Raw genomic sequence first — 13,898 nt, 5'->3', positions numbered from 1 at the left:
CGGGCTCTTTGGGGACTGGAACGGTGTGGTAACCACCATTTTCCAAAGATGTCCCGGATGAACAACCTACAGAGAGATCACAACTAACAGTCGACTCTACCGGCAATCGTCTCTATCAACAGCCGACGCAGCCAACCCACACCCAGCCCCTTCACTGACGACGAATTCCCGTCACCCCGACACGTCCCGACAGGAATCCGTACACGCAGGTCCGCCGCCACTCTTCGTCACCCACGACGAATCAACAACTTGGCGACACGCATCGTCAACATTCCGCGCCAATGTAGGGAATATCCCCACGCGCTGTCGGGATATCCACCAGGGCCCTCAGGAACCCCCCGATTCCGCCCCCGCCGGATCAAAAGCAAGATGCGTTCCACAAGGCGCCGGGGAGCGGTGCCGGGGAACCACGATGAAGGCTGCACTCTCGACCCAGCTGGGCCAACAACTTCACCTCACCCCGCAGTTGCTGCAGTCGATCCGGCTGTTGCAGCTCGACGGTCTGCACCTGGAACAGGAAATCCAGCGGCTGCTGGATTCCAACCCACTGCTGGAGATCGAAGAAGCTGAAGCCCCGGCTGCCGAGTCCACCGATGCCGACGCCACCACGCTGGAAACGGCCGCCTTCGACGAACTGCCCGAATCCTCGATGTGGGATGTGGCCGGCAGTAGCTGGCAGGACGGCGACGATGACCGCATGGCACGCATCGCGGCCGGCGAATCCAGCGACCCGCAGCTGCGCGTATTGCAGCGTCTTTCGCTGGACATGGATGACCGTGAGCTCGCCGTGGCTGCGTTCTGGCTGGACCATTGCGACGAGGCCGGTTACCTGCAGGCGCCGCTGGCCCAACTGCAACTGCTGGCCAGCGCCCAGTTCGACATCGCCGCCGATGGCGTGGAAGCCATCCGCCAGCAGCTGCTGCATGGCGAGCCAGCCGGCATGGCCGCACAGGACCTGCGCGAAGGCCTGCAGGCACAGCTGCGCAGCCTGCACGGCGTGGTACCTGCACGCCACCTGGCAGCACGCATCCTCGACGGCGCGCTGGATGCACTGGCCGCGCACGACTACCCCGCCCTCGCCCGCCAGCACGACGCCGAGATCGACGACGTTCGCGAAGCGGTGCGCCTGATCCTGTCACTACAGCCGCGCCCGGGCGACAGCCTGCTGCCGGAACGCAATGCCGTGGTGGTACCGGACGTGGTCGCCTGGCACGCCGATAACCAGTGGAAAGTGGCATTGAACCCCGCCACCAGCCGCCGCGTCTCGATCAACAGCCAGTACGAACAGGCCCTGGCCGAGACCAGCGAGGCCGCCCCGGCGCTGCGCGAAATGCTGCAGGAGGCGCGTTGGTTCAGCCGCGGACTATCGATGCGCTATGACACCCTGCTGCGCACCGCGCGGGTGATCGTCGAACGCCAGGCCGCCTTCCTGGTGCGTGGCGAGGAAGCCATGGCACCGCTGACCCTGAAGGAAGTGGCCGAAGAGATCGGCATGCACGAGTCCACCGTCTCGCGCATCACCACCGGCAAGTTCCTGCAGACCCCGCGCGGCACCTTCGAACTGAAGCACTTCTTCGCCGTGCGCCTGGAAGGCGCCAGCGTCTCCGGCCAGGCCGTGAAGGCCATGGTCCGCCGCCTGATCGACGCCGAACCGGCCGGCCGGCCGCTGGCCGACGAGGCCATTGCCGGCCTGCTGTCGCGCCAGGGGGTGAACATTGCCCGCCGAACCGTCGCAAAATACCGAGAACAACTGGATATCGCCCCGGCCCGTGAACGGCGCCGGCTCAGCGCCAGGCAACCGCAGCTGGCCCGGGTGGGCTGAAAAGGATGTTGGACATGAACAAGCTCACGGTCCTGCTGGTCGATGACCACGAGGGCTTCATCAACGCGGCGATGCGCCATTTCCGCAAGATCGACTGGCTGCAGATCGTCGGCAGTGCCGGCAACGGCCTGGAAGCGATCGAGCGTTCGGAAACGCTGCGCCCGCAGGTGGTGTTGATGGACCTGGCAATGCCGGAGATGGGCGGCCTGCAGGCCACCCGCCTGATCAAGTCGCAGGACGATGCCCCGTACATCGTGATCGCCAGCCACTTCGACGACGTCGAGCACCGCGAACACGCGCTGCGCGCCGGCGCCGACAACTTCGTCAGCAAGCTGTCCTACATCCAGGAAGTCATGCCGATCCTGGAAGGCCTCAGGGAGGATCAGTCGTGAGCGAATCGCGCATCCTGGTGCTGGACAACGACGCCGTGCGCGCAGAGCGCACCGTTGCCCTGCTCGAATTCATGGACTTCAACCCGCGTTGGGTCTCCGACGCGGCCGACTTCGACCTGGGCCGCCAGCGCCAGAACGACTGGATGGCAGTGATCGTCGGCAGCCTCGACGACAGCGCCGCCAGCGCCGCGCTGTACAACTGGCTCGGCGGCAGCAGCCTGCCACCGCCGGTGCTGCTGGCCGATGGCGAAGCCACCGCATTCGCGCAGCAGCACGGCCTGCATGAAGCCAACATCTGGCCGCTGGAAACCCCGCTGCGGCATACGCAGATGGAAGCGCTGCTGCGTCGCGCCAGCCTCAAGCGCCTGGATGCCGAGCACCAGGCCGGTGCCGTGCAGGAACAGGGCCCGACCGGTCATGGCCCGGCGGTAACCGAACTGCGCACCATGATCGAACAGGTAGCCGCCTTCGACACCACCGTGCTGGTGCTGGGCGAATCGGGTACCGGCAAGGAAGTTGTATCTCGCTCGATCCACCAGCGCTCGCCGCGCCGTGATGGCCCGTTCGTGGCGATCAACTGCGGCGCCATTCCGCCGGACCTGCTGGAAAGCGAGCTGTTCGGTCACGAAAAGGGTGCCTTCACCGGTGCACTGACCGCGCGCAAGGGCCGTTTCGAAATGGCCGAGGGCGGCACCCTGCTGCTCGACGAAATCGGCGACATGAGCCTGCCGATGCAGGTGAAGCTGCTGCGCGTGCTCCAGGAGCGCAGCTTCGAACGCGTGGGTGGCAACCAGACCATCCGCTGCAACGTGCGCGTCGTTGCCGCGACCCACCGCGACCTGGAAACCCGTATCGCCGAAGGCAAGTTCCGCGAGGATCTGTTCTACCGCCTCAACGTGTTCCCGATCGACGTGCCGGCCCTGCGCGAACGCCGCGAAGACCTGCCGGTGCTGGTGGAGACCATCGCCGCGCAGCTGGCCCGCACCGGCCGTGGCGAAGTGCGCTTTACCGCCGAAGCGCTGCAGGCACTGGCCGGCTACGAGTGGCCGGGCAACGTGCGTGAGCTGACCAATCTGGTCGAGCGCCTCGCCGTGCTGCATCCGGGTGGCTCCGTGCGCGTGCAGGATCTGCCGGCGCGCTACCGTGGCGATGCCGTCCTGGCAGCAGTGGCCGCACCGGCACCGGCGCAGCCGGTCGCCAGCGAAGAACGCCTGGACCTGCGCAGCTTCTCGTTCCACACCCCGGGCAGCGGCAACCAGCCTGCACTGGAACACGGCATCGCCGTCAATCGCCCAGCGGCACCGGTCGCACTGCCTGACGAAGGCATGGACCTGCGCAACCACATGGCCAACATCGAACTGGGCCTGATCAACGAGGCACTGGAGCGCACCCAGGGCGTGGTCGCCCACGCCGCCCAGCTGCTCGGCCTGCGCCGCACCACCCTGGTGGAAAAACTGCGCAAGTACGGCGTTGAACGCGAGCAGGCCGAACTGGCCAGCTGAAGCGCGTCACCAGCATGAAGGGGGCACGAACGCCTGGGCTAGCCCGGGCGTTGGTGTTTCCAGTACTCGGGGTCAGAGCCCTCCCTGCGGGAGAGATCTGACCCTTTCCGCAGCCCCCTTCTGCATTTACACGTTTTCCTAAAGACAGCGGAGCCGAACTGCGGTGCATTGCATGGACATCCCAAGGAGGTCCCAGCATGCATCGCCTCACCCTGCTCGCCGCCCTGCTCTGCCCGGCCCTGGCCACCGCCGCCAACTGCACCCTGCCCACCGCGCTGGACCAGCGCCAGTTCACCAACCTCAGCGACCCGCTTTACGCACCGGACAACCCCAATGCCGGACGCATGGTGCAGGTCAGCTTTGCCGGTAACCAGTACGTGCTGGACATCCTCGGCACCGACCTCCGCATCGGCGGCAGTTACCACTACCAGCGCCTGGCCCCGCACATCGCGGAAATCCAGATGACTGAAGCCCACCCCGAAGGACCGGCCCGCTACACCCTGCTGCTGACCTGCCAGACCAATCACCAGGGCCGTTTCATCTACACCCAGCACGACGGCCCCATTGCCCCGCGCCAACGCCAGAATTCCGGCCGCTGGACCCTGCAGCCGTAGGCCAGAAAACCGACGCCGGTTAAATGGCGCCTCCAATGGGGTCAGAGCCCGTTGCGTCGCAACGGGATCCGACCCCGTGCCGAACAAAACGTGTCGACCAAGGTCGACACCCACCAAGGGCAGTCCATGCCCGTCCGACAGATCGCGGGAAACTGTCGAAGGCGGGGTGGGTCCGGTTGCGGGGGCGTGAGCGCCATGGATGGCGCGACCGAGGCTACATGGACGTACTTGCGCCGTCCCCCGCAACCGGACCCACCCCGCCACCCCACGGATAGCCCGCCGTTGACGTTGCCGTTGCCGTTGATTCGGCGGGTGCAGGGCGCAGCCCTGCCAGCACACCCAAAACCCTCACTTCACTGAATCGAAAACCGGTTTCGGCACGGCACTTGCACCTGCTCCAGCAGACAACCCCATCCCCTGTTTCTGGAACCGTTGCAGATGTCCCACTCCGTCACGTCGATCCTTTCGCAGATCCGCTCCTATCAGACCCAGATGGGACAACCGGCGCTCAACCCGCTGGGCGAAACGCCGCGCAGCAACGCCCTGCCGGGCACGGTGCTGGATGCACCGCAGGCCCAGCCGGCCAGCTTCACCGAAACCCTGCGTGGTGCGATTGCCGGCGTCAACGACGCGCAACAGAAGTCCGGCGCCCTGGCCAAAGCCTTCGAAATGGGCGACCCCAGCGCCGACCTCGCCAAGGTCATGGTCGCCTCGCAGCAGTCCCAGATCGCCTTCCGCGCCACCGTGGAAGTCCGCAACCGTCTCGTCCAGGCCTACCAGGACGTGATGAACATGCCGCTGTAAGGATAGAACCGCATGGCCCTGTCGCTCTCCAAGGAATCCCTGAACGCCGAAAAGGCGGGCCAGTGGTTCGATCGGCTGCAAAGCCTGCAGATCACCCGTCGGCTCGGACTGATGGCGATGATTGCCGTGGCCGTAGCGGCCGGGCTGTTCGTGTTCTTCTGGTCGCAGAAGCCCGGCATGGTCCCGCTGTATACCGGCCTGGACCAGAAGGCCACCGCTGAGGCGACCGACCTGCTGCGCGCCGCCCAGATTCCGTTCCAGCTGGACCCGGCCACCGGTGGCATCACCGTGCCGGAAAAGAACCTGCACGACGCCCGCCTGAAGCTGGCCGGCTCCGGCCTGACCGACAGCGGCAAACTCGGCTTCGAGCTGATGGAACGCGACCCGGGCTTCGGTGTCAGCCAGTTCGTGGAAAGCGCGCGCTACCAGCATGCGCTGGAGACCGAGCTGTCGCGCACCATCAACACGCTGCGCCCGGTGCGCGATTCGCGCGTGCACCTGGCCATTCCCAAGCCCAGCGCGTTCACCCGCCAGCGCGACGTCGCCAGTGCCTCGGTGACGCTGGAACTGCGTGGCGGCCAGCAGCTGGAACGCAGCCAGGTCGACGCCATCGTGCACATGGTCGCAGCCAGCATCCCGGACCTGGCACCGGAACGCGTGACCGTGGTCGACCAGAGCGGCCGCATGCTCAGCGTCAGCGACCCGAACAGCGAGGCCGCGGTCAACGCCGCCCAGTTCGAGCAGGTGCGCCGCCAGGAAACCTCGTTCAACCAGCGCATCCGCGAACTGCTTGAGCCGATGACCGGCCCCGGCCGGGTCAACCCGGAAGTCAGCGTGGATATGGACTTCTCGGTGACCGAGGAAGCGCGCGAACTGTACAACGGCGAGCCGCAGAAGCTGCGCAGCGAGCAGATGAGCGAGAACAGCACCACCACGCCGGGTCCGCAGGGCGTGCCGGGGGCCACCAGCAACAGTCCGCCGGGCCAGGCCGCTGCGCCGGCAACCGCACAGACTCCGACCGAAAGCAGCAAGAACGCGACCCGAAACTACGAGCTGGACCGCACCCTGCAGCACACCCGCCAGCCGGCCGGCCGCATCAAGCGCGTCTCGGTGGCGGTGCTGGTGGACAACGTGCCGCGCGCCGGTGCCAACGGCAAGGTCGCACCTCAGCCGCTGTCGGCCGCCGAACTGACCCGCGTCGAGGCGCTGGTCAAGCAGGCGGTCGGCTTCAACGCCGAGCGTGGCGACACCGTGTCGGTGATGAATGCCCCGTTTGTGCGTGACACCACGCCGGTCGAAGGCCCGGCATGGTGGGAGCTGCCGTGGGTACACGACGCCGGCCGCATGCTGCTGGGTGCCGTGGTGGTGCTGGCGTTGCTGTTCGGCGTGCTGCGCCCTGCACTGCGCGCGATCACCGGCCAGAACAAGAAGAACGACGAGCAGGCACTGGAACCGCATACCGCGGACGTGCAGCTGGTCGATGACGATGGCATGCCGCTGCCGGCGCTGGGCGCCGACCGGGCCAGCCTGGGCGGGCCGGACGCATTGGCTCTGCCGGTGGATTCATATGAGGAACGACTGCGGATGGCGCGTGAAGCCGTGAAGACCGACTCCAAGCGCGTGGCCCAGGTGGTCAAGGGCTGGGTGGCCAATGACTGAGGCACAACTGACCGGCGTACAGCGCGCGGCCGTGCTGCTGCTGTCCCTGGGTGAGCTGGATGCAGCCGAAGTGCTGCGCCACATGGAACCCAAGGAAGTGCAGAAGATCGGCATCGCCATGGCCACCATGACCGACATCACCCGCGAGCAGGTGGAACGGGTGATGGACCAGTTCGGCCAGGAGCTGGGCTCGAAGACCTCGCTGGGCGTGGGCTCGGACGACTACATCCGCAACATGCTGGTGCAGGCGCTGGGCAGCGAAAAGGCCGGCAACCTGATCGATCGCATCCTGCTCGGCCGCAACACCACCGGCCTGGACGCGCTGAAGTGGATGGACCCGCGCGCGGTGGCCGATCTGGTGCGCAACGAGCACCCGCAGATCATCGCCATCGTCATGGCCCATCTGGAAACCGACCAGGCTGCTGACGCGCTGAAACTGCTGCCCGACCGCACCCGCGTGGACGTGCTGCTGCGCATCGCCACCCTCGACGGCATCCCGCCGAACGCACTCAATGAGCTCAACGAGATCATGGAGCGCCAGTTCGCCGGCAACCAGAACCTGAAGTCGTCCAACATCGGCGGCGTGCAGTGCGCGGCCAACATCCTCAACTTCATGGACAGCGGCCAGGACCAGGCCATCCTGGGCGAGATCGCGCGCATCGACGCGCCGCTGAGCAACCGCATCCAGGACCTGATGTTCGTGTTCGACGACCTGGTCGACCTGGACGATCGCGAGATGCAGCTGGTGCTGCGCGAGGTCAGTGGCGAGCGCCTGGGCCTCGCCCTGCGCGGCGCCGACATCAAGGTGCGCGACAAGATCACCCGCAACATGTCGCAGCGCGCGGCCGAGATCCTGCTGGAAGACATGGAAGCACGCGGTCCGGTGCGCCTGTCCGACGTGGAAGGCGCACAACGCGAGATCCTGGCCATCGTCAAGCGCATGGCCGATGAAGGCACCGTCACCATCGGCGGAAGCGCGGAGGCGATGCTGTGAGCAACGTCGTGCGCTGGCTTGCCCCGGACCTGCTGGCCCCGCCCGAACCGGCGCTGGACCAGGAGAGCGCGTTCGAATTCACCGAGCCGGACCCGGAGCACGAACCGGAACCGCCGCTGCACCTGCCCACCCTGGAAGAAATCCAGGCGATCCAGGACAGTGCCGAGAAGGAAGGCTTCCAGCACGGCCATGCGGATGGCTACGGCCAGGGTCAGGCCGAGGTGCGTCGCCTCGCCGCGCAGATCGAGGGCATTCTCGACAACTTCAGCCGCCCGCTGGTGCGACTGGAAAACGAAGTGGTCGGTGCGCTGGGCGAGCTGGCGGTACGCATCGCCGGTGCGCTGGTCGGCCGTGCCTACGAGACCGATCCGGAGCTGTTGGCGCAGCTGGTCGGTGAAGCCATCGACGCGGTCGGTGGCAGCACCCGCGAAGTGGAAGTGCGCCTGCACCCGGACGACATCGCCGCGCTCGCTCCCCTCCTGAACCTGTCGCCGCAGCAGCGCCTGGTACCCGATACCAGCCTCAGCCGTGGCGACCTGCGCGTGCATGCCGAAGCGGTGCGCATCGACGGCACCCTCGAAGCCCGCCTGCGCGGCGCGCTGGACGCTGTGATCCGCCAGACCGGAGCAGGCGCATGACCCCCGAAGCGCAACCGAACCTGCCGCCGGCTGACTGGGCCGTGGCCCGCAACCTGCGCCTGGCCCGTCGCCTGGACGGCCTGCGCGTGGACACCGGGCATGGACGCGGCCTGATCCGCGAGGGCGTGCTGCGCCGGGCAGTCGGTCTGACCCTGGAAGCGGTCGGCTGCGAGGCGCCGCTGGGTGCCAGCTGCAAGGTGGAAGTGGTCGACGGCGGCTGGGTCGATGCCGAAGTGGTCGGCTTCGCCGGCGAGCGCACCTACCTGATGCCCAGCGCCGAGCTGCATGGCCTGCTGCCCAATGCACGGGTGGTGCCGTCGGCGCGCCGTGGCGGCGTGGAAGTGGGCGAAGGCCTGCTCGGCCGCGTCATCGACAGCGATGGCGTGCCGCTGGATGGCAAGGGACCGATCCGCGCCGAAGGCCATGTCGGCATGGCGGGTGTCTCGATCAATCCGCTGGCGCGCGAACCCATTACCCAGCCGCTGGACGTGGGCGTGCGCGCGATCAACGCGCTGCTACCGATCGGCCGTGGCCAGCGTGTCGGCCTGTTCGCCGGCTCCGGCGTCGGCAAGTCGACGCTGCTCGGCATGATGACCCGTTACACCGCCGCCGACGTGATCGTGGTCGGCCTGATCGGTGAGCGTGGCCGCGAAGTACGCGATTTCGTCGAGACCACGCTGGGCGAGGAAGGCCTGCGCCGCGCCGTGGTGGTGGCCAGTCCCGCCGACCGGCCGCCATTGGCGCGACTGCACGGCGCCTACCGCGCTACCGCCATCGCCGAATGGTTCCGCGACCAGGGCCTGAACGTACTGCTGCTGATGGATTCGCTGACCCGCTTCGCGCAGGCGCAGCGCGAGATCGGACTGTCGGTTGGTGAACCGCCGACCACCCGCGGCTACCCGCCTTCGGTGTTCGCCAAGCTGCCGGCGCTGGTCGAACGCGCCGGTAATGGTGCCAAGGGCCGTGGCTCGATCACCGCGTTCTACACCGTGCTGACCGAAGGCGATGATCCGCAGGATCCGATCGCCGATGCGGCGCGCGCGATCCTCGATGGCCACATCCTGCTGTCGCGCCGCGTGGCCGACAGCGGCCTGTATCCGGCCATCGACGTCGAATCGTCGGTCAGCCGCGTGGTCACGGAAATCGCCGACGAGCCGTGGCGCCTACGCATCCGCAAGTTGAAGCGACTGGTCTCGGCCTATTCGGCCAACCGTGACCTGATCGCCATCGGTGCCTATCAGCGCGGCAACGACGCGGCCACCGACGAAGCCCTGGAACGCTGGCCGGAAATCATGGAATTCCTCGGCCAGGACGTTGCCAAGGCCGCAGATCTCCCGCACAGCCAGGCGGCGCTGCAGCGCCTGGTGGAACAAGAGAGTTAAGCCATGAACCAGTCCAAGCGCATCGATCCCCTGCTCAAGCGGGCCCAGGAACACGAGGATGCCGTCGCTCGCGATCTGGCCGAACGCCAGACCGTGCTCGACACCCATCTTTCGCGCCTGGATGAACTGCGCCGCTATGCCGAGGAGTATGCGAACGCGCAGATGGCGGCCACCAGCCCGGCACAGCTGCTGAACCGTCGCGCCTTCCTCGATCGCCTGGACAGCGCGGTCGAACAGCAGCAGGCAACGGTCAACGGCAACCGCGAAAAAGTGGAAGCCGAGCGCGCCCGGTTGATCCTGGCCAGCCGGGACAAGGCCGTGCTGGAACAGCTGGCGGCCAGCTACCGCGCGCAGGAGAAGGTGGTGACCGACCGCCGCGACCAGCGCGAGATGGACGACATCGGCGCACGCCGTGCACGCCTGGCGCAGGCCGAGGACCACGAAGACGGTGAGCAGGGAGGCCGCACGTGATGCCCGCACCGCTCGCCAGCAGCGCCAACGCGCAGGCACAGAACACCGGCAATGGCAGCGCGCGCGCGCCGCGCAGTGACAGCGGCAAGGACTTCGGCCAGCTGCTGCAGGGTGGCACGCCGGGCCCGGACACGCCCGCGGCCGCCAGTACCTCATCGCCATCGTCGACAACACCAACGCCCACGCCGTCTGCGACCGCGGATGCCGACGGGCGGACGCCCGCCGAACGCAAGGCGGGCAGCGACGCTGCAACCGAAGACGCCACGGCAACGGCACCCGCAGCGCCTGCCATTGCCGGCACCGACAAGGACAAAGCGGCCACGACCGAGGATGCGCCGTGGCCACCGCTGGGCCTGGCCGGGCTGGTGCTGGCGGTGCCGACGCTGGCCGACCCGCCTGCAACGCTGCCAACAACGGCCACGCCTGTGCTTGGCGACGACGCTGGCGCCCTGCCCGCCGCAGCCGGCGCGGCGTTGCCGACGGCTGCGGCAACGGCATCCAGCGCCATCGCCACGGCAGCGCCCGACGGCAAGCCTCTGGCGGCCAGCGCCGACGACGCCACCACCCTGCCCCTGCCGGAGATGATCCTGCCGGCGGGCAAGCGCGGTGACCGCGGCGAAGGCAGCGATCTGGCCGCCATCGGTGACCGTACCCCTGTCCCCCTGCTGCATGCACCGGCAACTGCTGCCGTGCAGGATCTGAAGGCCGCGCTGGCCACCGGCAATGCCATCTTCAACGGCGAACCGACGCCGAAGCCGGTGCTCGGTGACGATGGCTTCGACCAGGCCATCGGCGCGCGCCTGGGCTGGCTGGCCGACCAGAAGATCGGCCACGCCCACATCCGACTGAGCCCGGATAACATGGGCCCGGTCGATGTACGCCTGCAGTTGAACGGCGACAAGGTGCACGCCAGCTTCAGCAGCCCGCACGTGGATGTGCGCCAGGCGCTGGAAAGCAGCCTGCCGCGCCTGCGTGAACTGCTGGGCGAGCAGGGTTTCCAGCTGGCGCACGCCGATGTTGGTCATCAGGCCCCCGGCGGTGACGGCAATGCGTCGGGCCAGGTCGGTAGCGGCAGCATGGCGGGTGACGGAGAACCGTCGCCGGGCGACGCCAGCATGTCGTCCGCCCAGCTGATCCGCCAGCGCGGGCTGCTGGACGCGTACGCCTGACCGCGGTGGCGCCGGGCCATGCCCGGCGAGCGCGAAGCGCGGATATCTTCCGCCGGGCATGGCCCGGCGCTACCGATGCAGGCCTCCGACGGAATTCCGTCGCACCCCTCTGCCCCGGCTCCGGCACGCCCCTTGCATATCCCGGTGAAGCAACCCTCAGGAGCTTCACCCCGTGGCCGCAGCCGCTGACAAAACCAAGAAGACCGCCGAGAAGGACAAGGCCGCCAAGCCGCGTAGTCCGATCCTGATCACCGCACTGGTGGCCGTACTGGCCGCCGCTGCCGCCGGTGGCGGCGTGTGGTTCTTCAGCCAGTCCAAGCAAGAAGACAAGGCCGCACCGGCGCCGAAGAAGGCCGCTGCTCCGGCGCCGGCGCAGTACTTCGCATTGGATCCGGCCTTCGTGGTCAATCTCAACGGACCGGTCGATGGCCCGCGCTACCTGCAGCTGGAAGTGCAGCTGATGACCCGCGACCCGGCCGCGCTGGAAGCGATCAAGACCCATGCCCCCGCCATCCGCGCCCGCCTGCTGATGCTGTTCTCGCAGGTCAGCCCGGACCAGATCGCCGACATCGCCGGCAAGCAGAAGCTGCAGGCCACCTCGCTGGCCGAAGTGCAGAAAGTGCTCAAGGCGGAGACCGGCAGCAACGGTGCCGACGATCTGTTGTTCACCAGCTTCGTGACCCAGTAAGGGCCCACCGATGAATGATCTGCTGTCCCAGGACGAGATCGATGCCCTGCTCCACGGCGTGGACAATGGTGCAGTCGAGACCGATGCGGAACCGCCTACGGGCGAAGCACGTTCGTACGACTTCGCAAGCCAGGACCGGATCATCCGCGGTCGCATGCCGACCCTGGAAATGGTCCACGAGCGCTTCGCGCGCCTGTGGCGGATCGGCCTGTTCAACCTGATCCGGCGCTCGGCCGAGCTGTCGGTGCGCGGCATCGAACTGATCAAGTTCAACGACTACATGCACTCGCTGTATGTGCCGACCAACCTGAACCTGATCCGCTTCAAGCCGCTGCGTGGCACCGGCCTGATCGTGTTCGAGCCGACCCTGGTGTTCGCCATCGTCGACAACTTCTTCGGCGGCGACGGGCGCTACCCGACCCGTATCGAAGGCCGCGAGTTCACCGCCACCGAAATGCGGGTGATCCACCTGCTGCTGAAGCAGACCTTCGCCGACCTGCGCGAGGCCTGGGCACCGGTGATGGATGTCGACTTCGAGTACATCAACTCGGAGATCAACCCACACTTCGCCAACATCGTGACGCCGCGCGAGTACGTGGTGGTGTGCCGCCTGCATGTCGAGCTCGACGGCGGTGGTGGCGACATCCACGTCACCCTGCCGTATTCGATGCTGGAGCCGATCCGCGAGCTGCTCGACGCTGGCATCCAGAGCGACCGCAACGACCGCGACGAGAGCTGGGGCCAGACCCTGCGCGAACAGCTCAACATCGCCGAGGTGACCCTGTCCAGCGTACTGGCCAGCAAGCGCATGACCCTGCGTGACCTGACCCAGCTGAAGGTCGGCGACATCCTGCCGATCGAGCTCAGCCCGCAGGTGCCGCTGTGCGTGGAGAACATCCCGGTGTTCACCGGCGAGTTCGGCATCGCCAACGGCATGAACGCCGTGAAGATCACCGCTACCCATCCGCCGGGCACCCGCCCGCGCGCACCCGTCATCCAGGAAGACCCGCAATGAACGATATCGACGCCCTCGAACCGACCCCGGCCCAGTTCGGCACCCTGCAGGCCGAAGAAGGGGCCGGCGCCGACCTCAATCTGGACGTGATCCTCGACGTGCCGGTGACCCTGTCGCTGGAAGTCGGTCGCGCCCGCCTGCCGATCCGCAACCTGCTGCAGCTCAACCAGGGCTCGGTGGTGGAACTGGAACGCGGCGCCGGCGAATCGCTGGATGTGTTCGTCAACGGCACTTTGATCGCCCACGGCGAGGTGGTGGTGATCAACGACCGCTTCGGCGTTCGCCTGACCGACGTGGTCAGCCCGAGCGAGCGGATCAGGAGACTGCGTTGAGCCTGCTGGCCTCCACCCTGCTGGCGGTCGGCAAGACCGCCGCTCCGGTCGGCCCGCAGATCGACCAGCACGCAGCCGCCGCACCGAGCCTGTTCGGCGCGGTGCTGGCGCTGCTGGCAGTGCTGGCGCTGGTCATCGGCCTCGGCTGGCTGCTCAAGCGCCTGCCCGGCAGCGGCTTCCGCCCGGCCGACGGCATGAAGGTGGTGGCCAGCCTGAGTGTCGGTGCCAAGGAGCGCGTGGTGGTGGTCGAGGTCAACGGCCAGCAGCTGCTGCTGGGCGTCACCGCTGGCGGCATCAACACCCTGCACACCCTGCCCGAACCGCTGCCGCCGCCCGCGCCGATGCGCGTGCCGGACTTCAAGAACCTGCCGAATTTCGCCCAGTTGCTGCAGCAGCGGCTGCGCAAGGATCCCTGA

General features: G+C 67.5%; 15 protein-coding genes. All 15 read left to right on the top strand.

The window, feature by feature from the left end:
* The first annotated feature begins 412 nt into the window (after positions 1 to 412).
* The 15 genes from rpoN to fliO all read left to right on the top strand — a co-directional run bounded on the left by rpoN (position 413) and on the right by fliO (position 13,898).
* The gene (gene rpoN, locus SMAL_RS09645; protein WP_012510976.1) at positions 413 to 1,822 is read left to right on the top strand and encodes an RNA polymerase factor sigma-54; all 1,410 of its coding nucleotides are present in this window, start codon (positions 413 to 415) and stop codon (positions 1,820 to 1,822) included.
* A gap of 14 nt (positions 1,823 to 1,836) precedes the next feature.
* Positions 1,837 to 2,214, top strand: a complete 378-nt coding sequence (locus tag SMAL_RS09640; RefSeq protein WP_012510975.1) for a response regulator — start codon at positions 1,837 to 1,839, stop codon at positions 2,212 to 2,214.
* Positions 2,211 to 3,716: a sigma-54 dependent transcriptional regulator gene (locus SMAL_RS09635; RefSeq protein ID WP_012510974.1), complete on the top strand. Its 1,506-nt coding sequence runs from the start codon at positions 2,211 to 2,213 to the stop codon at positions 3,714 to 3,716. Before SMAL_RS09640 ends, SMAL_RS09635 begins: the two co-directional genes overlap by 4 nt.
* Before the next feature lie 197 nt (positions 3,717 to 3,913).
* Entirely contained in the window at positions 3,914 to 4,330 is a 417-nt protein-coding gene (locus SMAL_RS09630; RefSeq protein WP_012510973.1) for a hypothetical protein, read from the top strand.
* A gap of 438 nt (positions 4,331 to 4,768) precedes the next feature.
* Positions 4,769 to 5,134 carry a flagellar hook-basal body complex protein FliE gene (fliE, locus tag SMAL_RS09625; protein WP_005409552.1) on the top strand — a complete coding sequence of 122 codons (366 nt, stop codon included), beginning with the start codon at positions 4,769 to 4,771 and terminating at the stop codon, positions 5,132 to 5,134.
* Positions 5,135 to 5,146: 12 nt separating this feature from the next.
* The gene (gene fliF, locus SMAL_RS09620; RefSeq protein ID WP_012510972.1) at positions 5,147 to 6,793 is read left to right on the top strand and encodes a flagellar basal-body MS-ring/collar protein FliF; all 1,647 of its coding nucleotides are present in this window, start codon (positions 5,147 to 5,149) and stop codon (positions 6,791 to 6,793) included.
* A gap of 7 nt (positions 6,794 to 6,800) precedes the next feature.
* Entirely contained in the window at positions 6,801 to 7,787 is a 987-nt protein-coding gene (gene fliG, locus SMAL_RS09615) for a flagellar motor switch protein FliG (RefSeq protein WP_024958226.1), read from the top strand.
* Positions 7,784 to 8,425, top strand: coding sequence for a FliH/SctL family protein (locus SMAL_RS09610; protein ID WP_012510971.1), 642 nt, complete (start codon positions 7,784 to 7,786; stop codon positions 8,423 to 8,425). The genes fliG and SMAL_RS09610 overlap by 4 nt, the downstream gene beginning before the upstream one ends.
* Positions 8,422 to 9,807, top strand: a complete 1,386-nt coding sequence (locus tag SMAL_RS09605) for a FliI/YscN family ATPase (protein ID WP_006365721.1) — start codon at positions 8,422 to 8,424, stop codon at positions 9,805 to 9,807. The genes SMAL_RS09610 and SMAL_RS09605 overlap by 4 nt, the downstream gene beginning before the upstream one ends.
* A 3-nt stretch (positions 9,808 to 9,810) precedes the next feature.
* Positions 9,811 to 10,278 (top strand): flagellar export protein FliJ, encoded by a 468-nt coding sequence (gene fliJ, locus SMAL_RS09600; protein WP_006365719.1) that lies wholly within the window; start codon positions 9,811 to 9,813, stop codon positions 10,276 to 10,278.
* Entirely contained in the window at positions 10,278 to 11,447 is a 1,170-nt protein-coding gene (locus SMAL_RS09595; protein WP_012510970.1) for a flagellar hook-length control protein FliK, read from the top strand. The genes fliJ and SMAL_RS09595 overlap by 1 nt, the downstream gene beginning before the upstream one ends.
* A gap of 172 nt (positions 11,448 to 11,619) precedes the next feature.
* Positions 11,620 to 12,135, top strand: a complete 516-nt coding sequence (locus SMAL_RS09590) for a flagellar basal body-associated FliL family protein (RefSeq protein WP_012510969.1) — start codon at positions 11,620 to 11,622, stop codon at positions 12,133 to 12,135.
* Between the two features lie 10 nt (positions 12,136 to 12,145).
* A complete protein-coding gene (gene fliM / locus SMAL_RS09585) occupies positions 12,146 to 13,150 on the top strand; it encodes a flagellar motor switch protein FliM (RefSeq protein ID WP_012510968.1) in 1,005 nt (334 codons plus the stop codon).
* On the top strand, positions 13,147 to 13,482 hold the full coding sequence (gene fliN / locus SMAL_RS09580) for a flagellar motor switch protein FliN (RefSeq protein ID WP_012510967.1): 336 nt from the start codon (positions 13,147 to 13,149) through the stop codon (positions 13,480 to 13,482). The genes fliM and fliN overlap by 4 nt, the downstream gene beginning before the upstream one ends.
* Positions 13,479 to 13,898 (top strand): flagellar biosynthetic protein FliO, encoded by a 420-nt coding sequence (gene fliO / locus SMAL_RS09575; RefSeq protein WP_012510966.1) that lies wholly within the window; start codon positions 13,479 to 13,481, stop codon positions 13,896 to 13,898. Before fliN ends, fliO begins: the two co-directional genes overlap by 4 nt.

It is taken from the genome of Stenotrophomonas maltophilia R551-3, assembly GCF_000020665.1.
GTDB classification, from domain to species: domain Bacteria; phylum Pseudomonadota; class Gammaproteobacteria; order Xanthomonadales; family Xanthomonadaceae; genus Stenotrophomonas; species Stenotrophomonas maltophilia_L.
The sequence above is the reverse complement of the archived record's forward strand: the minus strand, read 5'-3'. Positions and strand labels throughout refer to the sequence as shown.

Coding starts and splice junctions, on each gene's coding strand:
- SMAL_RS09630 (WP_012510973.1), top strand. CDS start 3,914: ATGCATCGCCTCACCCTGCTCGCCGCCCTGCTCTGCCCGGCCCTGGCC.
- fliM (WP_012510968.1), top strand. CDS start 12,146: ATGAATGATCTGCTGTCCCAGGACGAGATCGATGCCCTGCTCCACGGC.
- SMAL_RS09595 (WP_012510970.1), top strand. CDS start 10,278: ATGCCCGCACCGCTCGCCAGCAGCGCCAACGCGCAGGCACAGAACACC.
- SMAL_RS09605 (WP_006365721.1), top strand. CDS start 8,422: ATGACCCCCGAAGCGCAACCGAACCTGCCGCCGGCTGACTGGGCCGTG.
- rpoN (WP_012510976.1), top strand. CDS start 413: ATGAAGGCTGCACTCTCGACCCAGCTGGGCCAACAACTTCACCTCACC.
- SMAL_RS09640 (WP_012510975.1), top strand. CDS start 1,837: ATGAACAAGCTCACGGTCCTGCTGGTCGATGACCACGAGGGCTTCATC.
- fliJ (WP_006365719.1), top strand. CDS start 9,811: ATGAACCAGTCCAAGCGCATCGATCCCCTGCTCAAGCGGGCCCAGGAA.
- fliF (WP_012510972.1), top strand. CDS start 5,147: ATGGCCCTGTCGCTCTCCAAGGAATCCCTGAACGCCGAAAAGGCGGGC.
- fliN (WP_012510967.1), top strand. CDS start 13,147: ATGAACGATATCGACGCCCTCGAACCGACCCCGGCCCAGTTCGGCACC.
- fliE (WP_005409552.1), top strand. CDS start 4,769: ATGTCCCACTCCGTCACGTCGATCCTTTCGCAGATCCGCTCCTATCAG.